This window comes from Thalassobius vesicularis (assembly GCF_004799325.1).
In the GTDB taxonomy this organism is placed as follows: Bacteria; Pseudomonadota; Alphaproteobacteria; order Rhodobacterales; family Rhodobacteraceae; genus Thalassobius; species Thalassobius vesicularis.
Genome location: NZ_SSMD01000001.1, coordinates 196,179 through 217,546 on the forward strand (window position 1 = coordinate 196,179; position 21,368 = coordinate 217,546).

General features: G+C 63.2%; 19 protein-coding genes. 6 read left to right on the forward strand and 13 right to left on the reverse strand.

Annotated features, from left to right (window positions below; all coding sequences use genetic code 11):
- Positions 1-1,719: a sensor histidine kinase gene (locus E7681_RS00990; RefSeq protein WP_136337910.1), complete on the reverse strand. Its 1,719-nt coding sequence runs from the start codon at positions 1,717-1,719 to the stop codon at positions 1-3.
- Positions 1,719-2,420, reverse strand: coding sequence for a response regulator transcription factor (locus E7681_RS00995; protein WP_136337393.1), 702 nt, complete (start codon positions 2,418-2,420; stop codon positions 1,719-1,721). The genes E7681_RS00990 and E7681_RS00995 overlap by 1 nt, the downstream gene beginning before the upstream one ends.
- Positions 2,421-2,790: 370 nt before the next feature.
- On the opposite strand from E7681_RS00995, the gene E7681_RS01000 reads away from it, so the two are divergent.
- On the forward strand, positions 2,791-4,389 hold the full coding sequence (locus E7681_RS01000) for a phosphoenolpyruvate carboxykinase (protein WP_136337394.1): 1,599 nt from the start codon (positions 2,791-2,793) through the stop codon (positions 4,387-4,389).
- Positions 4,390-4,477: 88 nt separating this feature from the next.
- Here E7681_RS01000 and E7681_RS01005 read toward each other — a convergent pair whose 3' ends face one another.
- Both E7681_RS01005 and E7681_RS01010 read right to left on the reverse strand, forming a co-directional pair.
- A complete protein-coding gene (locus E7681_RS01005) occupies positions 4,478-5,191 on the reverse strand; it encodes a hypothetical protein (RefSeq protein ID WP_136337395.1) in 714 nt (237 codons plus the stop codon).
- Between the two features lie 67 nt (positions 5,192-5,258).
- Positions 5,259-6,149, reverse strand: a complete 891-nt coding sequence (locus E7681_RS01010) for a LysR family transcriptional regulator (protein ID WP_136337396.1) — start codon at positions 6,147-6,149, stop codon at positions 5,259-5,261.
- 232 nt (positions 6,150-6,381) lie between these two features.
- Here E7681_RS01010 and E7681_RS01015 point away from each other — a divergent pair, with 232 nt between their 5' ends.
- The gene (locus E7681_RS01015) at positions 6,382-6,741 is read left to right on the forward strand and encodes a helix-turn-helix domain-containing protein (RefSeq protein WP_136337397.1); all 360 of its coding nucleotides are present in this window, start codon (positions 6,382-6,384) and stop codon (positions 6,739-6,741) included.
- A 16-nt stretch (positions 6,742-6,757) separates the two neighbouring features.
- Here the strand turns inward: E7681_RS01015 and E7681_RS01020 are convergent, their stop codons facing one another.
- A complete protein-coding gene (locus E7681_RS01020) occupies positions 6,758-7,507 on the reverse strand; it encodes a sulfite exporter TauE/SafE family protein (RefSeq protein WP_246032377.1) in 750 nt (249 codons plus the stop codon).
- A gap of 194 nt (positions 7,508-7,701) precedes the next feature.
- Here E7681_RS01020 and E7681_RS01025 point away from each other — a divergent pair, with 194 nt between their 5' ends.
- From E7681_RS01025 to E7681_RS01040, 4 genes are all read left to right on the forward strand, one after another.
- Positions 7,702-9,363: an acyl-CoA dehydrogenase family protein gene (locus E7681_RS01025; protein WP_425471366.1), complete on the forward strand. Its 1,662-nt coding sequence runs from the start codon at positions 7,702-7,704 to the stop codon at positions 9,361-9,363.
- Between the two features lie 199 nt (positions 9,364-9,562).
- On the forward strand, positions 9,563-10,561 hold the full coding sequence (locus E7681_RS01030; RefSeq protein WP_136337400.1) for a cyclase family protein: 999 nt from the start codon (positions 9,563-9,565) through the stop codon (positions 10,559-10,561).
- Between the two features lie 61 nt (positions 10,562-10,622).
- Positions 10,623-11,453 carry a 3-oxoadipate:acetyl-CoA acetyltransferase gene (locus tag E7681_RS01035; protein WP_136337401.1) on the forward strand — a complete coding sequence of 277 codons (831 nt, stop codon included), beginning with the start codon at positions 10,623-10,625 and terminating at the stop codon, positions 11,451-11,453.
- 102 nt (positions 11,454-11,555) lie between these two features.
- Entirely contained in the window at positions 11,556-12,413 is an 858-nt protein-coding gene (locus tag E7681_RS01040; RefSeq protein ID WP_136337402.1) for a DMT family transporter, read from the forward strand.
- Between the two features lie 84 nt (positions 12,414-12,497).
- Here E7681_RS01040 and E7681_RS01045 read toward each other — a convergent pair whose 3' ends face one another.
- The 8 genes from E7681_RS01045 to E7681_RS01080 all read right to left on the reverse strand — a co-directional run bounded on the left by E7681_RS01045 (position 12,498) and on the right by E7681_RS01080 (position 21,340).
- A complete protein-coding gene (locus tag E7681_RS01045; RefSeq protein ID WP_136337403.1) occupies positions 12,498-13,472 on the reverse strand; it encodes an SLAC1 anion channel family protein in 975 nt (324 codons plus the stop codon).
- Between the two features lie 167 nt (positions 13,473-13,639).
- Positions 13,640-15,199, reverse strand: coding sequence for an acyl-CoA dehydrogenase family protein (locus E7681_RS01050; RefSeq protein WP_136337404.1), 1,560 nt, complete (start codon positions 15,197-15,199; stop codon positions 13,640-13,642).
- 77 nt (positions 15,200-15,276) lie between these two features.
- Positions 15,277-16,149, reverse strand: coding sequence for an amidohydrolase family protein (locus tag E7681_RS01055; protein WP_136337405.1), 873 nt, complete (start codon positions 16,147-16,149; stop codon positions 15,277-15,279).
- A 78-nt stretch (positions 16,150-16,227) separates the two neighbouring features.
- The gene (locus tag E7681_RS01060) at positions 16,228-18,021 is read right to left on the reverse strand and encodes a feruloyl-CoA synthase (protein ID WP_136337406.1); all 1,794 of its coding nucleotides are present in this window, start codon (positions 18,019-18,021) and stop codon (positions 16,228-16,230) included.
- Positions 18,022-18,035: 14 nt separating this feature from the next.
- A complete protein-coding gene (locus E7681_RS01065) occupies positions 18,036-18,512 on the reverse strand; it encodes a MarR family winged helix-turn-helix transcriptional regulator (RefSeq protein ID WP_136337407.1) in 477 nt (158 codons plus the stop codon).
- A 6-nt stretch (positions 18,513-18,518) separates the two neighbouring features.
- Positions 18,519-19,289 carry a crotonase/enoyl-CoA hydratase family protein gene (locus E7681_RS01070; RefSeq protein WP_136337408.1) on the reverse strand — a complete coding sequence of 257 codons (771 nt, stop codon included), beginning with the start codon at positions 19,287-19,289 and terminating at the stop codon, positions 18,519-18,521.
- A gap of 150 nt (positions 19,290-19,439) precedes the next feature.
- Positions 19,440-20,768, reverse strand: a complete 1,329-nt coding sequence (locus E7681_RS01075; protein ID WP_136337409.1) for a TRAP transporter large permease — start codon at positions 20,766-20,768, stop codon at positions 19,440-19,442.
- Positions 20,768-21,340: a TRAP transporter small permease gene (locus E7681_RS01080; RefSeq protein WP_246032378.1), complete on the reverse strand. Its 573-nt coding sequence runs from the start codon at positions 21,338-21,340 to the stop codon at positions 20,768-20,770. Before E7681_RS01080 ends, E7681_RS01075 begins: the two co-directional genes overlap by 1 nt.
- Between the last annotated feature and the right edge of the window lie 28 nt (positions 21,341-21,368).

A 21,368-nucleotide genomic window follows, 5' to 3' on the forward strand; every position in this document is an offset into this window, starting at 1 on the left:
TCAGACCGGCAGGCCAACCACGAAACGGGCGCCCAGCGGCTCCGAGGTCGGGTCGGCGTCGGTCGGCCGAATGTTCTCGGCCCAGATCACCCCACCATGGGCTTCGACAATCTGTTTCGAAATCGCCAGACCCAGACCAGAGTTGTTGCCGAACTGGTTTTCGGGCCGCTCCGAGTAGAAGCGTTTGAACACCTTCGTCAGCGCCTGTTCCGGGATGCCGGGGCCGGTATCCTCGACCACGACCAGCACGCGATTGTCGCGCTGACGAACCCAGACACGGATCGCATCGCCATCCTCGCAGAAGCTGATCGCGTTGGTGATCAGGTTCACGAAAACCTGCGCCAGCCGCGCCTCAAGACCGTGAATGGCAATCGGCGCATCGGGGATGTCCATGATGAACTCGATGCCCTTTTCCTCGGCCTGCTGGCCCAGGTATTCGCCCAGATTCGAGATCATTTTCAGCAGGTTGAAGCCTTCCTGCTCTTCCTTGACCAGCTCGGAATCCAGACGCGACGCGTTCGAGATGTCGCTGACCAGACGGTCCAGCCGGCGCACGTCATGTTCGATCACGTCCAGCAGTTTTTCACGCTGATCGTCACGCTTGGCGACGCGCATCGTCCCCACGGCCGAGCGCAGGCTGGCCAGCGGGTTCTTGATTTCGTGCGCGACGTCGGCGGCAAATTGTTCGTTGCTGTCGATCCGGTCATAAAGCGCCGAAACCATCCCGCGCAAGGCGGCGGACAAGCGTCCGATTTCGTCGGGTCGCGCGGTCAGATCGGGAATACGGATGCGTCCGGCGGCATGGCTGCGCCGGTCGCGCGCGCCGCCAAGTTCTGCGGCGGCCGCAAGGTCGGCCAGCGGGTTCGTGATGGTCGAGGCCAACACAAGGCTCAACCCGATCGACACCAGCGTGGCGATCAGGAACATCTGCAGGATACGCTCACGCTCGCCGCGCACCAGTTGGTCGATTTCCCCAGCCGCACTGGTCAGCGCGATCACGCCAACCGTCGCATCGCCCTGTTGAATCGGCGTTGCGGCGGCAAAATAGCTGCCCTGGGCCGTCTGCAGTCCGGTTTCGATCTGTGCACCACCCGCGACGGCCGGTTTGACCATCATGCTGACCAGCTGTTCGATATTCGGCATGGCTGTGCGGTCGCGCGGGCCGTTGATCAGGACGTCGAAGCGTTCCCAAATCTTTGCCAGCGCGTCCGAAATGATCGTCGAGCCGCCTTGATCCGTGCTGCGGGTCCGCATCACGCCCTTGCCCTGACCCGAGGAGATCAGCGCGCCGCGCTGGTCGAACACGTAAACCTCGACCCCCTTGCGCAGGTCCAGCCCTTCCAGCGTGGCTGCCACGTCGACGCCATCACCCGAGGCCAGGCTGACCGGCGCCCCTTTGGGCAGCTGCGCTTCGATCACGTCCGAGACCAGCTCGGCCTGCGCGATTAGTGCGTCGGCGCGGTCCACGACCAACGAGTCCCGCGAGGAATTGAGCAACAGCACCCCGGCAACCAGGATGTTCAGGGCGATCAGGTTGAACGTGATGATCTTGCGGGTCAGTGGCGACCGGTTCAGCGTCAGAAAACCACGCCGCGCACGCCGTGCGCGCAGCTCCTTCTCGACGGTGCTTTCGGGGGCGACAAACTCCTCGCCCAACACGACATCGCCATCGCGTTTTCCGCCTGCGTCCCGCAAATGAATCCCCTCAGCGAGAGCCATCATTCCTCGTTATATCTGTAGCCAATGCCATACAGAGTTTCGATAGCCGAAAACTCGGAATCGACCGTCCGCATCTTCTTGCGCAGGCGTTTGATGTGGCTGTCGATCGTCCGGTCGTCGACGTAGACCTGATCGTCATAGGCCACGTCCATCAGCTGATCGCGCGACTTCACAAAACCGGGGCGTTGCGCCAGGGCCTGCAGCAGCAGGAATTCGGTGACCGTCAGGGACACGTCCTGACCTTTCCAGGCCACCGCATGGCGCAGCGGGTCCATCCGCAGGTCGCCGCGCTCCATCACCTTGGTTTCTTCGGTGTCACCCACGATCTCGCCCGCGACCGCATCCTGCCGGCGCAGCAGCGCGCGGATGCGTTCGACCAGCAGGCGCTGGCTGAAGGGCTTCTTCACGTAGTCGTCCGCGCCCATGCGCAGACCCAGAACCTCGTCGATCTCGTCGTCCTTCGAGGTCAGGAAGATTACCGGCATCGACGTCCGCTGGCGCAGGCGCTGCAGCAGGTCCATCCCGTCCATCCGGGGCATCTTGATGTCCAGCACTGCCATGTCCGGCAGTTTCTTGTTGAACGCATCAAGCGCCGACTGCCCGTCATTATAGGTCTCAACCTCGAAACCTTCGGCCTCGAGAGTCATTGCCACGGACGTAAGAATATTTCTGTCGTCATCCACGAGGGCGATTTTGGCCATCTGCGAATTCCTTATTCTGCTCGATTTTGTCTTTTTATTTTCCCGACATTATGACGTCGTTTGCGCCGATCAATCAATCCCAAACTGCGAATCAGCTTGGATTTCGCATTTACTGTGCAAGCGATTCCTCAACGGTTTCATAATTTTCGCCGGTTTTGCGGCCCATCTGGCGCAGCCATCGGACAAAATTCGCCGTGATTGCGCTAACCTTCATTTGGTTGCGCTAACTGCGCCAAACCGTCCTGTTCTTCTCTGGAAGCGACATGTTAAGAGGCGCGCTATCGGGCATGTTCCCGACGCGCTGCGGGAGGGAGCCCGCACCGAAATACTGACAACGCCGCTGATTTCGCGGCTACAGGAGCTTGGCAATATGGCATTTGGACGGGTAAACCCGAACTTCCAGCTTGAGGATCAGGGGATCGAAGGGCTGGGTAATGTCTTTTACAATCTTATGGAGCCCGCGCTGATCGAAGCCGCGCTCAAGAACGGCGAAGGCAAACTGGGTAACGGCGGCGCCTTCCTGGTTTCGACCGGCAAATTCACTGGCCGTTCGCCGAAAGACAAACACGTCGTCAAAACCGACAGCGTTGTCGACACCATCTGGTGGGAAAACAACCGCGCCATGTCGCCCGAAGGCTTTGACGCGCTCTATGCCGACATGCTGGAGCACATGAAGGGCAAGGACTACTACGTTCAGGATCTGGTCGGCGGCGCTGACCCGGCCTATGCCATCAACGTCCGCATGGTGACCGAGCTGGCCTGGCACAACCTGTTCATCCGTCACATGCTGCGCCGCCCCGAGCGCGCGGCGCTGGACACCTTCCTGGCTGACTTCACCGTCATCAACTGCCCGTCGTTCCAAGCGAACCCCGAGCGTCACAACTGCCGCACCGAAACCGTCATCGCGATGAACTTCGACAAGAAGCTGATCCTGATCGGCGGCACCGAATACGCTGGCGAGAACAAGAAGTCGGTGTTCACCCTGCTGAACTACCTGCTGCCCGATCGTGGCGTGATGCCGATGCACTGCTCGGCCAACCATGCGATCGACAACCCCGTCGACACCGCCATTTTCTTTGGCCTGTCGGGCACCGGCAAGACCACCCTGTCGGCCGATCCGTCGCGCACCCTGATCGGTGACGACGAACACGGCTGGTCGGACCGCGGCACCTTCAACTTCGAAGGCGGCTGCTACGCCAAAACGATCAACCTGTCGGCCGAAGCCGAGCCGGAAATCTACGCGACCTGCTCGATGTTCGGCACCGTGATCGAGAACATGGTCTATGACGAAGAAACCTTCGAACTGGACTTCGAAGACTCGTCGCTGACTCAGAACATGCGCTGCGCCTACCCGCTCGAGTACATCTCGAACGCGTCGGCATCGGCCACCGGCGGTCACCCGAAGAACATCATCCTGCTGACCTGTGACGCGTATGGCGTCCTGCCGCCGATCTCGCGGCTGACCCCGGCACAGGCGATGTACCACTTCCTGTCGGGCTTCACCTCGAAGACCCCCGGCACCGAGCGTGGCGTCGTGGAACCCGAACCCACCTTCTCGACCTGCTTCGGCGCGCCCTTCATGCCGCGTCGTCCCGAAGCTTACGGCAACCTGCTGCGCGAAAAGATCGCCAAGCACGGCGCAACCTGCTGGCTGGTGAACACCGGCTGGACCGGCGGCGCCTTCGGCACCGGCAAGCGGATGCCGATCAAGGCCACCCGCGCCCTGCTGACCGCCGCGCTGGACGGCTCGCTGAACGATGCGACCTTCCGCAAGGATGCAAACTTCGGCTTCGAAGTGCCGGTCTCGGTGCCCGGCGTTGATGACCAGCTGCTGGACCCGCGCCAGACCTGGGCTGACGCCGCCGCCTATGACGCGCAAGCGACCAAGCTGGTGCAGATGTTCGCCAAGAACTTCGAGCAATACGTCCCCCATATCGACGAGGACGTGAAAGCCGCCGCAATCGGCTAAGGCTTTCCTGAATAATCTGACAAACGCCCCGGCCCCCCAGCCGGGGCGTTTTGTTTATGTGTGCTAGCTCACCCCCCACTCCCCAGGGTCAGGCGGCGACGGGGACGCGCTGCTCCAGAGGGACGTGGATCACGTGGCGGATGTCTTCGATGTCCATCCAGACCATGTTGCAATCCAGCGGCTCATTCCGGCCCTCGACCTTCCAGCTCAGGCAGTACGGGTCGCAGTGCATGTAGCCCTCACGCTCGGCCAGACCGCGGCGGGCGACGGTACGCAGCATGAATCCGAACACGAAATCCGGCTGCCAGTGCAGCATCGCCGTCAAAAAGGCAAACCGCGCCAGATGATCGATCAGACCACGGCCGCGATAGGCCGCATCGTCCTTCACCCACATCTCGCCGTGGTAGCAAGCGCGCCCAGTGATTCGCTTTGCACCCGGCCCCGGACGGAACCACGACCCGTCCATGTCGATGCCCACACCACCCGGGGGGAACTCGGCGAAACGGGCGCTCATGTAGCGCGCCAGAGTCTGGTCACACAGGTCCAGAAGGCGCATCGCCTGAGTATGGACCAACTGACCCTGAGCATTGCGCCCTATCACCCAAATACCTCTGGCAGAAGGCAAAAATTGCTTTGCCGGGTCAAACGGCGGGCCCAGCGGCTGTTCGGGACGGCCGGCGGAAACGATGCGGGCGTACTCCTCGAAGTCGTCCCCGACGGTCAGGAAAATCTGGTTCGCCTGAAGCGTCGACGCGGCCTCGGTCAGTAAGCGGGCGCCATCGAAAACGTCGTGAATGGTCATTTGGTCTCTCCTTTGTGTTGCAGGTCCACTCAGGATGACCAAAACGCGGGAAAGAGTCTTTTCCTTGTTATTTTAGCGCAATTGCAGGGTCTTCGCCCGACATCACCTCGTCAGCGGGCATGGATTGGATCTTGTCTGCGTCCACGCCAAAGATCGTCAGGTCGTAGCTACGCTCGACCAACGAGGCCAAGGCAAAGCTGTTATCCGGGTAGCGGCAGCCCATCAGCAGCCGCTTGTAGCTGATCGGATGCTGCGTATCGCCCTCGCCCCGCGACATCAGCGTGTGCACATGATCATAGCGCAGACCCTGTGTGGCGCGGACGTCCTCGAACGGTTGCGCCAGCAGCACCGCATGCGAAGACCCGCCCGGCAGCCCCGGCACCGAGCGCCCGACCGCGCTGCGTTCCCACGCCCAGCCGTACCACGTGGCGTAGGACGATTTGCTGCCCACCTCGCTACACACCCAGTCTTCGTCGAAGCGACGGAACACCATCAGGTAGGGGCGGATCAGTTGAAAGGCCTCGTGCTCCAGTTGCCCCTCGGCTTCGGCCCAGCATTTCAGCCCGCGCTTCAGCAACCCCGAGCTGCCCGTCCAGATCGACGAGACCGGCTGTTGCTGCAGGAAAAACTCCCAGTTCCGTTCCGGTTCGTGCTGCGAGACATGGAACAGCCCGTCGATATGCGCGGATTCGTTGTTCATCCACGCTTCGCCCCGGGCCAGCAGGGTTTCCGCCTCGCGCAGTGCGCGTCGTCCGGCATCGGTCAGGTAGTACTGGCGGTCCTCAAGGCCGAACAACGGCTCGCCTTTGAACTCTTCCAGGATGTTGATGTGGCGCCTGACTGTCTGGCGAGTCGAGTCGAGTTCGCGCACCGCGCGAGACAAATTTAGCGTGTGCGCCAACGTCACAAACGAGCGCAATAGTTCAAACAACAAACCAGACTGTTGGTTTTTCACCATGAAAAAGCCGCCTCCCGAACGGCCAACTCGTGAAAACTAAGCCCACATATCGTTACTGAGCAAGGGCTTACCCACTTTCGCCCCCTTACCCTATCCGAAATTCCCGACCGCATGGTAAATAAATCACCCATCAGGGGTAAATGCGTATACCTAAAGTTGCAACATGTAACGGATTGATCGCAAGACTAGATTTCGTATTGCTGAATGTGACAATAGATAGTGGAAGGACCCCATGTCACACCCTGTAGACGAACATGTCGGCAAAAAGCTCAAGAACCTGCGCGTGTTGCGGGGTCTGACCCAGACAGATGTTGCCAAGGGCCTGGATATCTCGTTCCAGCAAGTCCAGAAGTACGAGCTGGGCCGCAACCGCATTTCGGCCAGCAAGCTGTTCGAGATTTCGCGCATCCTGAACGTGCCGCCGTCGTATTTCTTTGACGGTCTGGGCGAAGCCGAGGAAAACGGCGGCCCCGTCATCGACGAAGAAACCGCACGCATCGCCAGCACGATCTCGAAAATCAAGGATGAGCGTCTGAAGACCCAGATCCGCTCGTTCATCGACGCGGTGGCGAACTACACCCCCGCCGCCTGAGGCTTTTGACGGGCGTTCAGCCCGTCAGCCCGCGCCGGATCAAATTCAGACCGGCCACCATCAGTACGACCAGCGTCGCCTTGCGGAATGCGGCCTGGTCGATGCGATCCTGGACCTGGAATCCCAGCCATGTCCCCGCCAGTGCCGGCACCAGCAGCGCCACCGAGAACGGCAGCGTCTGCGCCCGCATCACGCCCGATCCGACATGAGCGCCCAGCAGCGCCACAGCCCCCAGCCCATAAATCACGCCCTGAATGCGCATCTGGTCCCGCTTGGGCGTGTTGATCGCCGTCAGGTACATCACCGTGGGCGGCCCCCAGATCCCAGACATCCCGCCGATGAACCCGGCAAAGCCGCCGATCCCGGCCTCGACCACGTGATGACCGTCTTCGCGCAGGCGCAGCTTGACCCCGAACAGCTGGATCAGTGCGAAGATCACCACCGGCACCCCGATCATCAGCAGCAGCACGTTCGCGGGCAGCACCCGCACCAGCTGTGCACTGGCCACCAGCGTGACGAAGCCGCACAGCAGGAACACCCGGAATCGCTTGACCGAGGCCCAGGCCGCTGCCCGCCCCTGCCGCAACGCCTGCCACAGGTTGGTCAGCACCGTCGGCAGGATCAGCCCCGCCAGCGCCCATTCCGCCCCGACAATGCTCGAAAGGCCGGAAACCATGACCATTGGCATGGCAAATCCGACCATGCCCTTGATTACGCCAGCCACCAGCGCCACCATCAGGCACAGCGCCAAAGTCAGCGGCGTCATATCTGAGAAAAACACTTCCATGAGGCGTGCATAACACCTTCTGTGGGTGCTGCATTGCAAAATTTTTACCCGCAACTTTAGTACACTTCCCAGCAATCAAACGTATTTTTGTTGCGCTGCACTTGCGAAATGGCTAGGGAGGGGCGGATGAAAGTTAAGATATGAATCATGTCTCCACAGGACAGGAATACGCGATGACCAACCCGATCATTCTTCCCGATCTTCTGACGCTGACCGCGGCGTCGATCGCCCCGGCCGAGGCTGTGCTGGAAACCGCAACCACCACGCTGCGCGGCATGGTCAGCACCGATGGCCGCGTTTCGGCCGACCTGATCGAAGCCAACCAAAGCGCCGTGCACGGCCTGTCCTGGCTGGCCACCTACGTGGAATCGCTGCGCCAGATGCAGAACTGGGCCCTGCGCATCAAGGACGACGGCAAGTTCAACGAGACCGAGCAGCTGATCCTGCAAATCGCATTCGGCGAATACCTGCACCACATCGCAGGCGGCATCCCGATGAGCCAGAACGAGATGTTCCGCCTGGCCGACATGGGCCTGGGCTGGGACGCGCTGGCGCCCTTCCAATGCGCCGAAGTGCAGACCCTGATGGCCAAGGGCAACACCCAGGCCGCCCGCACCCGCCTGGTCGAGCTGATGCAAGAGCATTCGGCCAACATCACCGTGGGCGCCACGGGCCTCGAAGAAGAGCTGGAGATGATCCGCGAGCAGTTCCGCCGCTTCGCTGTCGAAAAGGTCGAACCCTTCGCGCATGAATGGCACCTGCAGGACCAGCTGATCCCGATGGAAATCATCGAAGAGCTGGCTGAAATGGGCGTCTTCGGCCTGACGATCCCCGAGGAATACGGCGGGTTCGGCCTGTCCAAGGCCTCGATGGTCGTGGTGTCCGAAGAACTGTCGCGCGGCTATATCGGCGTCGGCTCGCTGGGCACCCGTTCTGAAATCGCGGCCGAGCTGATCGAAGGCGGCGGCACCGACGAGCAAAAGGCCTACTGGCTGCCCAAGATCGCGGCCGCTGAAATCCTGCCGACCGCCGTGTTCACCGAACCCAACACCGGCTCGGATCTGGGCAGCTTGCGCACCCGCGCCGTCAAGGACGCGAACGGCGACTACAAAGTGACCGGCAACAAGACCTGGATCACCCACGCCGCACGGACCCACGTGATGACCCTGCTGGCCCGCACCGACCCGAACACCACGGACCACAAGGGCCTATCGATGTTCCTGGCCGAAAAGATCCCCGGCACCGACGAGAACCCCTTCCCGACCGAAGGCATGACCGGCGGCGAGATCGAGGTTCTGGGCTATCGCGGCATGAAAGAGTACGAGCTGGGCTTCGACAACTTCCATGTGAAGGGCGAAAACCTGCTGGGCGGACAAGAAGGCCAAGGCTTCAAGCAGCTAATGAAAACGTTTGAAGCCGCCCGCATCCAGACCGCCGCCCGCGCCATCGGCGTGGCCCAATCGGCGCTGGACGTGGCGATGCAATATGCGCAGGACCGCAAGCAGTTCGGCAAGTCGCTGATCAACTTCCCCCGCGTGTCGGGCAAGCTGGCGATGATGGCGGTCGAGATCATGGTCGCGCGTCAGTTGACCTATTTCTCGGCCTGGGAAAAAGACCACGGCCACCGCTGCGACCTTGAGGCCGGCATGGCCAAGCTGCTGGGCGCCCGCGTGGCCTGGGCAGCCGCCGATACCGGCCTGCAGATCCACGGCGGCAACGGTTTCGCGCTGGAATACAAGATCAGCCGCATCCTGTGCGACGCGCGCATCCTGAACATCTTTGAAGGTGCAGCCGAGATTCAGGCCCAAGTGATCGCCCGCCGCCTGCTGGGCTGATCTGGCTGACATTTGAAGACATGACGCGGCCCCTGATTTGGGGCCGCGTTTCGTTTTGGGCGGGAAAAATTCCGGGACGGAATTTTGAACGGAAAATCCGTGATTTTCCGTGCCTCCGGCGGGGATATTTGGAAAAAGAAGAAGTTGCGGGCGTGGGACCAGGCTGGCTAGGCTGCTCCTCGGGAGAGAGGAGACCGTCATGAATAATCCGCGTTGGACACACCGCCCCAAGGGCTCGACCTGGGGCGATTTTGGGCCAGACGACCAGTTGGGCCGTTTGAACCTGATAACCCCCGAAAAGGTGCGCGAGGGCGTGGCCGAGGTGCGCGAGGGGCGCACGTTCTGCCTGTCCCTGCCGCTGGATTTTCCGGGTGGAAACGGGCTGAACGCGCGCCGTCACCCACCGATCCTGCGCCCGACCGAGGGCAACGGCATCGCCTTTTTCAACCGTGAAATCGCCGGCCATACCGACGTGATTTGCGACGATCTAGCGATCCTGCATCTGCAATATTCCAGCCAGTGGGACGGGCTGAGCCATGTCGGCGGCATGTTCGACGTGGATGGTTCGGGCACTCCGCGCGCGGTCTATTACAACGGGTTCCGCGCGGGTGAGGACGTGCAGGCGGACGAGACCGGCAGTCAGGCCCTGCGTCTGGGGATCGAGAATATGGCCGCTCACGGGGTGCAGGGCCGCGCCGTGCTGATCGACCTGCGCCACCATTTCGGGGACGCCTTCCGCCATGTTTCCTACGACGATCTGATGCGCGTGATGGACGCGGACGGCGTCGAGGTCACAAAGGGGGACATGGTCTGTCTGCACACCGGTTTCGCCGATGTGGTTCTGGGCATGAACCGCCAGCCGGACAAGGATCGCCTGCACAATTCCTGCTGTGTTCTGGATGGCCGTGACGGCGCCTTGCTGAACTGGATCACCGACAGTGGGTTGTCCGCCCTGATCGCCGACAATTACGCGGTCGAGGCCTATCCCGCCAAACCCGGCGATGCCTGCTGCTCGATCCTGCCGCTGCATGAGCATTGCCTGTTCAAGCTGGGCGTCCATCTGGGCGAGTTGTGGCACCTGACCCCGCTGGCCGCGCATCTGCGCGCGCAGGGGCGGGCGCGCTTTTTGCTGACCGCGCCGCCGTTGCGGTTGCCGGGTGCGGTGGGCTCGCCTCTGACCCCGATTGCCACTGTGTAGCCTTGCCTTGACGTAACGATATGTGTCAATGTCAATCAAATTACGCGCCACAGGAATCCCCATGACCAAACCCTGCATCATCTGCTGCGCCATCACGGGCAGCTTGCCGACCAAGGCCGACAACCCTGCCGTTCCGATCACCGTCGCTGAACAGGTGGAATCCACGCAAGAGGCGTTCGAGGCCGGCGCCACCATCTGCCACGCCCATGTGCGCAACGACGAACAGACCCCCAGCTCGGACCCCGAGAAATTCGCCCGGCTGAAAGAAGGGCTGGAGAAGCACTGCCCTGGCATGATCATCCAGTTCTCGACCGGCGGGCGCTCGGGTGCCGGGCAGACGCGCGGTGGGATGCTGCCGTTGCGGCCCGACATGGCCTCGCTCTCGGTCGGGTCGAACAACTTCCCCACCCGCGTTTACGAGAACCCGCCGGATCTGGTGGACTGGCTGGCCTCGGAAATGAAAACCTACGGCATCCGCCCGGAAATCGAGGCGTTCGACCTGTCGCACATCCATCAGGCCGCGCGCATGTATGCGGACGGGCGGCTGGTCGACAGCCCCTATGTGCAATTCGTGATGGGCGTGAAGAACGCCATGCCCGTGGATCGCGACGTGTTCGATTACTACATCAAGACCATGCAGCGCCTGCTGCCCGACAGCGAATGGTGCGCCGCCGGGATCGGCAAGGACCAGATCACGATCAACGAGTGGGCCGTCTCCTCGGGCGGTCATGCCCGCGCGGGGCTGGAGGATAACATCCGTCTGGATCGCAACCATCTGGCGCCATCGAACGCGGCCCTGATCCAGCGCGTCGTCGACCTGTGCGAGAAGTACGAGCGCCCCGTCGCCACCGCGGCACAAGCGCGCGACATGCTGGGCCTGCGTCCGGCCTGACATTCGGCCTGAACCAACAGCGCGCCCCGACCGGGGCGCGTTCCCGCTTGGCAAGGCGGCGCGGGACAGATACCCCAAGGGCATCACCACCCCGGAGCCGCCATGCCCCCCCTTGTTCCCGTCAGGGTCATCCTTCTGATCTGTCTGGCCACGACCTCGATCGTGGTCGGTGACGCGGCGGGCAAGCTGCTGACCCAGGACGGCATCAGCCCCTTCTTCATCGCCTGGTCGCGTTTCGCGCTGGCCGCAGTCCTGCTGCTGCCCCTGTCCGGGATGCAGCGCGCCGAACTGCCTCAGCTGCTGAACTGGCGCGTGATCCTGCGGGCGGCCTTTATCGCGGGGGGGATTTCCTCGATCCTGACAGCCCTGCGGACCGAGCCCATCGCCAACGTCTACGGCGCGTTCTTCATCGGCCCCGTCGTCGCCTACGCGCTGGCCGTCCTGCTGCTGAACGAGCGTGTCACCCGCGCCCGCACCGCGCTGTTGGGGCTGGGCTTTGCGGGCGTCATTCTGGTGGTCCAGCCCAGTCTGGACATGGGCACGGGGATGCTGTTCGCGCTGCTGGCCGGCTGCTGCTACGGCAGCTACCTGGCCGCCACCCGCTGGCTGGCCGGCGCCTACCGCCCCCGCTTTCTGCTGACCGCGCAATTGCTGATCGGCACGGTCCTGCTGGCCCCGCTGGGTCTGACCCACCTGCCCGACGCAGGCTCCCTGTCGATCTGGGCGCTGGTGCTGCTCAGCGCGCTGGCCTCGGCCTTCGGGAACTTCTTGCTGGTGGTCATCAACCGGACCACCCCGGCCACGATCTCGGCTCCGTTGATCTATTTCCAGCTGATCGCCGCCGCCGGTCTGGGCGTGCTGGTGTTCAACGACTGGCCCGACGCGATCAGCCTATCCGGGCTGGCGGTCATCCTGATCTCGGGCTTTGGGGGCTTCGCGCTGGCCCGGCGCGACAGATAAAAGGAGCCGCGCCAGACAGACTTGGCACGGCCCCGGTACATGAGCGCCATCGTCAGGGAAGGAATCCGTCGCTCACGTATGCTGTCATTCAGGTACGCAGACCTCTCCGGCGGCCATCGCCTTGGCGGTGCGCGCGACCAGCGCGGCGATGATCACCACCAACACGGCCAGCAACCCCGTCCCCAGATAGTGATGCGCGACGCTGCCGGTCTTGGCCGCATAGGTGAAGCTGGCGATGGTCACGGCGGCGAAGGGAAAGCTTAGCGCCCAAAAGCTCATGGCGAAGGGCAGCTTGACGATGCGCGGCAGTTGCACGGCCACGATCAGCGTGAACAGGTAGGCCCCGTTCAGCAGGATGCGCGCAAAGCTGTCGACATCACCCACCAGCCGAACCCAAGCCACCATCCCCACCGCGGGCGGAGCGATCAGGATCACCAGCGTCGGCTGCAACCGGCCCGGCAGCGGATCGTGAAAGATCAGCCGGTTCACGACCAGCGTCATCAGCACGACCCAGAAGATCAGGCCGACGGACATGAAGTACCAGCTGATCTCGGGGTGACCCAGCGGGACGCCAGCGATCGGCACGATCACGTTGCCCACCGCCGGGATGAACCACGCGGGGTTCAGGTGCCCGGTCTGGAACGCACGCGCGCCGATCCAGCCCGAAACCACGGCAATCGTCAGCACGCCCTGCAGCGCCATCCCGGCCCACCACAACGGCGCGGCCATCGCAGGGGCCTGCGTCAGGCTGGCAGCCGCCAGCAGCAGCAGGGAAATCGAGATTGCCGGAAAGAACGCCAGCCGCACCGGGTGGTTCCACTCGTGCCGGACGGCCTGCGGGTACTTGGCCGCCTTGGCCAGGTAGAACACCGAGACCAGCACGAACATGGCCATCGCCACGAAATACACCGCCTTGGCGGGCATATGCCCGAACCCCCACGCGGTATCTGCGGCGTGCAGGGCCAGTGCCAGCCCCGTCATCCCCATGATCGTCGAGAAAAACGTCACCGGGTAATGCTCCAGCCGATTGGTCGCCTGAGCCTGAGTTGCGTCACTCATCTGCGAGTCCTTCCCTAAACACGCATCCGTCTTTGATATGCAATGCTTCGCATACGAAACCGTCGGACACTTTGACCTATGTCAAAAGGTGCCTGAGCCACTCATCTTTGAAAACACGAAAAAGGCCACCCCGCTGGGTGGCCTTGTCGTTTCTCTGGTCCGGTAGATCAGCCGCAGATGCGGTCCGACAGGACGGCGCCCAGATACTCGGTCCGTTTCAGGAACTGCGCGATCTGTGCGGCACCGGGATGCGCGGCAAAACGCGGGGCCAGCGCGCGCAGCAGCACCCATTCCGACAGGCCCATGAAATCGGCCGCGAAATCGGCGGGGGCGTCGGTCTTGGCCATCGCTTCGCGGGCGCGGGTCCACAGGGCCACGGCACCCTCGGGCGCGTTGTCAGAGGCAAAAGCGGCAAAGCGATCCGCCGCGACGGCGGCATTGCCCTGCAGCAGGCGCGTCGCCAGAGTCAGCGCGTGAATGCCGCTGGCCCCTTCGTAGATGCGGGTGATGCGCGAGTCGCGCCAGACCTGCTCGACCCGGTATTCCTGCAGATAACCGTAGCCGCCCAGGCACTGGATGCCCAGATCCGCCGCGCGAGACCCCGCTTCGGTGCAGAAATGCTTGGCGATCGGGGTCAGGAACTCGACCAGCATCGGGTCTTCGCCCTTTTCCAGCTCGACCACGGCCAAGTGACAGATGCCACGGCCCAGCAGCGACAGCGCGCGCATCTCGGCCAGCATGTTCTTGACGTCGGTGTGCTGGTCCAGCGTCACCGGCTTGCCGTCCGGGCCACGGCCCTGCACGCGCTCGGCGGTGTAGGCGGCGGCGATGTCATGGGCGCGGGTCGAATGCGCCACGCCTTGCAGCGCCACCTGAATCCGCGCGTGGTTCATCATGGTGAACATGGCCCGCAGGCCCTCGCCTTCGCGGCCGACCAGCTCGGCATGCGCGCCGTCAAACGCCATCTGGCAGGTGGGCGAGGCATGCAGGCCCATCTTTTCCTCGATCCGGGTGACGGTGATCGGGTTGCGGCTGCCGTCGGGCAGATCGGACAGGCAGGCGAACAGCGACAGGCCCTTCACGCCGCTGTCAGCCTCGCCGGTGCGGGCCAGAACCAGATGGAAAATGCCCTGCGACATGTCCTGATCGCCGCCCGAGATGAAAATCTTCTCGCCGGTGATCTTCCACGCGTCGCCGTCCTGCACCGCGCGGGTGCGGATGCGCCCCAGGTCCGAGCCCGCGCCCGGTTCGGTCAGGCACATGGTCGACAGCCACTCGCCCGAGGCCATGCGCGGGATAAAGGCCGCCTTTTGCGCGTCGGTGCCGAAATCCATCAGCGTCCGCACGGCGCCGGGGACCAGACCGGTGACCATCTCCAGCGCGTGGTTGGCGCCGGTGTAGATTTCCGAGATACAGGCCAGCGCGACCCCGCCCAGACCTTGGCCGTCATATTCCTCGGCGATGGTCAGCGCGGGCCAGCCCTGTTCGGCATAGGCGGCGTAGACCTCCTTGAACCCGTCGGGCATGACCACGCGGCCATCGACCAGACGGCAGCCCTGCTTGTCGCCGGTCTCGTCCAGCGGGGCGATCTCGCCCTCGGCGAAGGCGGCGAAGGCCTGGGTGATCTCGCGGGTCAGATCGCCATCCCATTCGGGCAGGGCAGCCGCGCCACCCACATGTTCCAGCGTGAAGAGAATGTCGTCGACAGGGGCCGCAAAGGGTTTCATGGCATGTCCTTTCAAAGGGCAAAAAGGGGCAGTCCCCGCCCCTGACGGGGCGGGTCATTCGCGCCGGTGCGCGGTGATTACATCAGGCCCAGCAGGCGGGCGCCGTTGTTCTTGATGATGTCTTCGCGCAGGTGGTCCTTGATCGCGATCTTCTCGAAATCGGCCAGCCAGCGTTCGGGGGTGATCATCGGCCAGTCCGAGCCGAACAGGACCTTCTTCTTCAGCAGGCCGTTGCAGTATTTCACCAGGATGTCGGGGAAATACTTGGGCGACCAGCCGCTGAGGTCGATGTAGACGTTGGGCTTGTGGGTCGCGACCGACAGCGCCTCTTCCTGCCAGGGGAAGGACGGGTGCGCGAGGATGATCTTCATGTCGGGGAAGTCCACCGCCACGTCATCCATGTACATCGGGTTCGAGTATTTCAGACGCATCCCGTTGCCGCCGGGCATGCCCGAACCAACGCCGGTCTGGCCGGTGTGGAACAGCGCGATGCCGCCCTCTTCGGCGATGGCTTCGTACAGCTCATAGGCCATGCGGTCGTTGGGGTAGAAGCCCTGCATCGTCGGGTGGAACTTGAAGCCCTTGATGCCGAAATCCTTGATCAGGCGGCGCGCTTCGCGGGCGGCCATCTTGCCCTTCCACGGGTCGATCGAGGCAAACGGGATCAGCACGTCGTCGTTTTCCGCGGCCAGCGCGGCGACTTCTTCGTTCTTGTAGCGGCGGTAGCCGGTTTCGCGTTCGGCATCGACCGGGAAGATCACCGCGGCGATGTTCTGTTCGCGGTAATGCGCGGCGGTCTGCTGGATGGTCGGCGGGTGCGTCCACGGCGCGCCGAAGTATTTCGCCATCGTGGTTTGCAGATCGTCATAACCGTCATCGGCGTGGCAGCCGCAGGGTTCCTCGGCGTGGGTGTGGAAGTCGAGGGCGCGGACTTTGGTGATATCCACCATGTTCTTATCCTTTTCAGCGTGGCGCCGGTGGCGGGGTTGGGACGCCTCCGGCGGGAGTATTTCGATCAGAAAGAAGCCTTAGACGCGGATCACATCCGGGTCGGCGTCGTCATAGATCCGGGCCACCAGGTCGGCGCGGCGCGACAGCACCTTGCGGACGTTGAGGTTGCCCTTGGCGGTGATCTCGTGGTCGGTCAGCGAGGGGGGCTCGGCCAGGACCAGCGCGCGGCCGATCCGGGTGGAGCTGCCGGTGGCGTGCTCGGCCAGCGCGGTCAGCGCGGCGCGGACCTTGTCGACGATCGCGGGGTCGGTGACGATTTCCCCGGCCTTGCCGGCGTGCGGCGGGGTCGGGAACAGCATCACGCCGATTTCCGAGCGGTCCTGGCCGGTGATCACCAGATCGCCGATCACGCCGTCCAGCGCGGTCATCAGCTGGCCACGCAGCGAGGCGCAGCGCACCCAGGTGCCCGAGGTCAGCTTGAAGTCTTCCGAGATGCGACCGTCGAAGCTGAGGCCGCGATCGGCATTGCCGGGCTCCACGAACTTCACCGCGTCGCCGGTGATCAGGTAGCCCTCGTCATCGAAGCTTTCGGCGGTTTTCGAGGGGTCCTCGAAATAGCCGGGCATGATGTTGGGGCCCTTGCAGCGCAGTTCATAGCGGGCGTCGTCGTCGGGGATCAGCTTGATCTCGGCGCCCGGGACCGGCACGCCGATGATGCCCGAGCGCTCGACCCGCTCATGCACGATCAGCGTGGCGGGCGCGGTTTCCGTCATGCCCCAGCTGGACACCATCAGCGGCACCTTGCCGGTGACTTCGGTCGCCATGTCGCCCAGGGCTTTCCAGATTTCCTGCGGCAGCGAGGCGCCGGCGTAGAAGGTGAAATCCAGACCGGTGAAGAACTTCTTGCGCAGCTCGGGGTCGGCTTTCAGTGCGGCCACCTGACGGGCGAAACCGACGGGCACGTTGAAGGCCAGTGTGCCGGTGTGCATCTTCATGTTCTCCAGCGAGCGGGGGAACAGCGCATCGGTCGGCTTGCCGTCGTCGATATAGATCGCGCCGCCATTGGCCAGCATCATGTTGAAGTTGTGCGAGCCGCCGAACACGTGGTTCCAGGGCAGCCAGTCCAGGATTTTCGGGGGACGGGCGCGCAGCACCGGGAAGGCATCCGCGATCTGGGTCTGGTTCACGCACATCATCTTGTGCGTGGTGATCACGCCCTTGGGGTGCGAGGTCGAGCCCGAGGTGAACAGGATCTTTGCCAGCGTATCGGGGGCCACGGCTGCATGGGCGGCGTCCACGTCCACGTCGGCACCGGCCAGCGCCTCGGCAAAGGGGATCACGTCGCGCGGGGCGCCTTCGGTGGCCGAGGCCAGGATGTCGAAGTCGGCCAGCGCCTCCATCGCGACGGCGTCCTTGTAGCGGCCTGCGTCATCGACGAACAGCAGGCCCGGGCGGACCTTTTCGATGATGTACAGCAGGCGGTCATGCGCGCCGGGGATCAGCGAGTATTGCTCGGCCACCGGCACGCTGGCCATACCGACATATTGCGTGGCCAGCGCCAGCAACGCGTGATCGACCGAGTTGCCGGACATCACGACGACCGGGCCCTTCTTGTCATAACCCTTGGACAGCAGCCACGCGCCGATGTTGCGCACGGCCTTCAGCGCCTGCGCATAGGTCACTTCGCGCCAGCCCGGCCCGCTGCGTTCCGCGATCAGCACCGCGTCGGGGGTCTTTTCGGCCCATTTGTGCAGCCATTCGCCGGTGGTTTTGGCGACGGGCCCCAGCTTGTGCGAGGACCGCAAGATCAGAGTGCCGTCCGCACGAGTCTCGGTCAGCACGTCATGGGGGGCGGTAATCTGGTCGGTCATTTGGGTGGATCTCCTCAATCCAGGGGGTCGATGCGGCGCAGCAGATCTGCCAGCTGGGCACGTTCTTCGGGGCTCAGATTGACCAGCCGTTCCTCCTCGGCTTTGGCCAGGGCCCGCGCGGCGGCGTCGCGCCGCTTGATCCCGGCCAGCGTCGCGCGCAGGGCATAGGATCGACGGTCGGTGGGGACGCGGAAGCGACCGATCAGGTTGATCTCTTCCAGAGAGTCGATGATCAGCACCGTGTTCGAGCGTTCCATGTTCAGCGCGGCGGCCAGTTGCGACTGGGTCACGTCCGGGTTGTCCACGATCACGCACAGCGCCGAAAAGGTCGTGATGCGCAGCCCGTAGGGGTCCAACGCCTTGGCGGCGTTGGATTGCATGATGTTGGACGCGCGCTTGATGTTGTACCCGGCATAGTCGCGCAGGTGCCGGTCCAGGGGGCCGGCCTGCTCGGGCGTTTCTTCGGGTTTGTCAGCGGTTTTGCGCACCATGGGACGTTACCGGAAGGTCGGGGTGCGCTTCTCCAGGAAGGCGCGCAGGCCCTCCTGAGCGTCCGGGCTGGTCTGGGTCAGCGCCGCGCACAGGCTTTCGGTGAACAGGCCGTCCTGCTTGGACATGTCCTCGATCCGGGCCAGGGCGTGGATCATGACGTAGTTCGACATGCCCGCGTTCTTGGCGATCTTGCCGGCCAGGTCCATCGCCAGTTCCAGCGCCTCGCCTTCACCGACCGAGTAATGCGCCAGACCCAGGGCCAGGCCCTCGTCCGCGCCGTATTTACGGCCGGTCAGCATCATTTCCGTCATGCGGTCCGCGCCCAGGATACGGCCCACGCGCACCGATGCGCCGCCGCCGACGTAGATCCCGCGCCGCCCCTCGGGCAGCTGAAAAATGGTCGAGGGTTCAGCGATCCGCACATGGGTCGAGGTCGCCAGCTCCAGCCCGCCACCGATCACCGCGCCGAACATGGCCGACACGACCGGCAGGCCGCCGAACTGGATCTTGTCCATGACACCGTGCCAGTTGCGCGAGTGGCGCATCGTGCCCTCGGCATCGCGGGCGACGTGCTCGCTCAGGTCCAGACCCGAGCAATAATGCCCGTCCACACCCGTCAGAACGACGACTTTGGCTTCGGCGGGCGGGTTCGAGAAAAACCCGTCCAGCGCAGCCAGCAGCTGATCGTTCATCGCGTTGCGCTTGCCGGGGCGGTTCATCGTCACAACGGCGATGTCGCCCTTCATCTCGACCTTGAGGATTTCGGTGTCAGTCATTGCTATCTCCACTATTAGTTATGTTCTATAGCTATATTCGCAGCCCGAGTCAAAAGATTCATGCGGTCCCGTACGGCGGATCACACAAAGAAAACGCCCCGGACCGAATGGCCGGGGCGTCTGTTTTTCTGTCGCTATATCATAGCCTTGTCAGTGCAGGATGCGGACAAGGAACAGCGTGATCGACGGGAAGGCGACCAGCAGCATCACCCGCACGATGTCCGAGGCGACAAAGTACATCACCGCCTTGTAGGTCTCGACCATCGGGGTCAGACGGTCCATCGAGTTGATGACGAACAGGTTCATCCCCACGGGTGGCGTGATCAGGCCGACCTCGACGACGATCAGAACGATGATGCCGAACCAGATCGCGACCTCTTCTGCCGTCATGCCGAAATCCATCGCCGAGATGATCGGGAAGAAGATCGGAACCGTCAGCAGGATCATCGACAGCGAATCCATCACGCAGCCAAAGATCAGGTACAGAACCAGGATCAGCGACAGCACGATCCACGGGCTCAGGCCCAGTCCGACCACGTATTCCGACAGCGCCTGCGGCACCTGGCTTTGCGCCAGGAAGCCGTTGTAGAACCCGGCACCCAGAACGATGAAGAAGATCATGCCGGTGCCGCGTGCGGTGGCGATGAAGCTTTCGATCAGCGTGTGCTTGGTCAGGCCGCCGTTGATCAGCGCGATCAGACCGGTGCCAAAGGCGCCAACTGCCGCACCCTCGGACGGGGTGAAGATGCCCAGGTAGATACCGCCGACGACCGACAGGAACACCAGCATCACCGGCCACACGTCGATCAGCGCCTGGATCCGTTCCGACATCGGCTGCGGCTCACGCACGCCGGCCGATTTGGGGTGGATACGCACGTAGATCGAGATCGTGATCATGTAGCCGATCGCCGCCAGGATGCCCGGAATGAACGCGGCCAGGAACAGCTTGGCGATGTTCTGCTCGGTCAGGATGGCGTAGATCACCAGGATGACCGACGGCGGGATCAGGATGCCCAGCGTGCCGCCCGCGGCCAGCGTGGCCGTGGAAAACCCGCCCGAATAGCCATAGCGGCGCAGTTCCGGCAGCGCGACCTGGCTCATGGTGGCCGCGGTTGCCAGCGACGACCCGCAGATCGAGCCGAAGCCCGCACACGCGCCAACAGCCGCCATTGCGACGCCGCCCTTGCGGTGACCCAGGAATGCCTCGGCCGCCTTGAACAGCGCCTGGCTCATGCCGCCCAGGGTCGCGAAATGGCCCATCAGGATGAACATCGGCACGATCGCCAGCGAGTAGCTGGAATAGGTCGAGTAGGTCTCGGTCTTCAGCTTGGCGAAGGCCACGTTGAACCCGTTGTTGATGAAGTACAGGCCGAACAGGCCGGCCAGGAACATGGCCAGACCGATCGGAACCCGCAGGAAAATCATCACCAGCAGGACCGGAAAGGACAGAAGTCCGATTTCGAGATTGGTAAAGTCCATCAGTGTTCAGCTCCCCCGCCCACATGGATGATGGTGCGCCCCGAGAAGAATTCCGCGATGCGCACGACGGCCATGTAGACGGCTACCACCGCCGCGATGACTGCGGGCACCAGGCTGGCGGCGTATGCCCACCAGATCGGGAACTGCAACAGGAAGGTTGTTTCGTTGTAACGCATCTTGGATTGCATCCCGTCATACAGACGCCATGCGATCAGGATCAGCGCAAAGCTGAACAGGATCTCGACGATCATCTGGATGAAACGGTTTGCCTTCACCGGCAAAGCCGAGGTGAAGATGTCCACCGATGCGTGTCCGCCGGTGATCTGGCACAGCGGAATAAAGGCGAAAATGGCAAAGGCGATGCCCGCCTCGACCAGCTCGAAGTCACCCAGGACGGGGCCAACGCCCGCGTCCAGCACGGCCTGTGCGGCGTCACCCAGCAGGCTTTGCGCCAGACCCGAGTGGAACAGGGTATTCAGCGCGCGCCCGGCCACCGACACGCAGGTCAGCAGCACCAGAAGGGTCAGGATGATGCCCCCCAGGATGGCCATGTAGCGGGCAATCTTGTTCATGAACTGTTGCATAGTATCCTCGTCCTTG

Excerpts from the sequence above, each read along its gene's own strand:
- E7681_RS00990 (WP_136337910.1), bottom strand. The coding sequence starts at position 1,719 with ATGGCTCTCGCTGAGGGGATTCATTTGCGGGACGCAGGCGGAAAACGC.
- E7681_RS00995 (WP_136337393.1), bottom strand. The coding sequence starts at position 2,420 with ATGGCCAAAATCGCCCTCGTGGATGACGACAGAAATATTCTTACGTCC.
- E7681_RS01000 (WP_136337394.1), top strand. The coding sequence starts at position 2,791 with ATGGCATTTGGACGGGTAAACCCGAACTTCCAGCTTGAGGATCAGGGG.
- E7681_RS01005 (WP_136337395.1), bottom strand. The coding sequence starts at position 5,191 with ATGACCATTCACGACGTTTTCGATGGCGCCCGCTTACTGACCGAGGCC.
- E7681_RS01010 (WP_136337396.1), bottom strand. The coding sequence starts at position 6,149 with ATGGTGAAAAACCAACAGTCTGGTTTGTTGTTTGAACTATTGCGCTCG.
- E7681_RS01015 (WP_136337397.1), top strand. The coding sequence starts at position 6,382 with ATGTCACACCCTGTAGACGAACATGTCGGCAAAAAGCTCAAGAACCTG.
- E7681_RS01020 (WP_246032377.1), bottom strand. The coding sequence starts at position 7,507 with ATGACGCCGCTGACTTTGGCGCTGTGCCTGATGGTGGCGCTGGTGGCT.
- E7681_RS01025 (WP_425471366.1), top strand. The coding sequence starts at position 7,702 with ATGACCAACCCGATCATTCTTCCCGATCTTCTGACGCTGACCGCGGCG.
- E7681_RS01030 (WP_136337400.1), top strand. The coding sequence starts at position 9,563 with ATGAATAATCCGCGTTGGACACACCGCCCCAAGGGCTCGACCTGGGGC.
- E7681_RS01035 (WP_136337401.1), top strand. The coding sequence starts at position 10,623 with ATGACCAAACCCTGCATCATCTGCTGCGCCATCACGGGCAGCTTGCCG.
- E7681_RS01040 (WP_136337402.1), top strand. The coding sequence starts at position 11,556 with ATGCCCCCCCTTGTTCCCGTCAGGGTCATCCTTCTGATCTGTCTGGCC.
- E7681_RS01045 (WP_136337403.1), bottom strand. The coding sequence starts at position 13,472 with ATGAGTGACGCAACTCAGGCTCAGGCGACCAATCGGCTGGAGCATTAC.
- E7681_RS01050 (WP_136337404.1), bottom strand. The coding sequence starts at position 15,199 with ATGAAACCCTTTGCGGCCCCTGTCGACGACATTCTCTTCACGCTGGAA.
- E7681_RS01055 (WP_136337405.1), bottom strand. The coding sequence starts at position 16,149 with ATGGTGGATATCACCAAAGTCCGCGCCCTCGACTTCCACACCCACGCC.
- E7681_RS01060 (WP_136337406.1), bottom strand. The coding sequence starts at position 18,021 with ATGACCGACCAGATTACCGCCCCCCATGACGTGCTGACCGAGACTCGT.
- E7681_RS01065 (WP_136337407.1), bottom strand. The coding sequence starts at position 18,512 with ATGGTGCGCAAAACCGCTGACAAACCCGAAGAAACGCCCGAGCAGGCC.
- E7681_RS01070 (WP_136337408.1), bottom strand. The coding sequence starts at position 19,289 with ATGACTGACACCGAAATCCTCAAGGTCGAGATGAAGGGCGACATCGCC.
- E7681_RS01075 (WP_136337409.1), bottom strand. The coding sequence starts at position 20,768 with ATGGACTTTACCAATCTCGAAATCGGACTTCTGTCCTTTCCGGTCCTG.
- E7681_RS01080 (WP_246032378.1), bottom strand. The coding sequence starts at position 21,340 with ATGAACAAGATTGCCCGCTACATGGCCATCCTGGGGGGCATCATCCTG.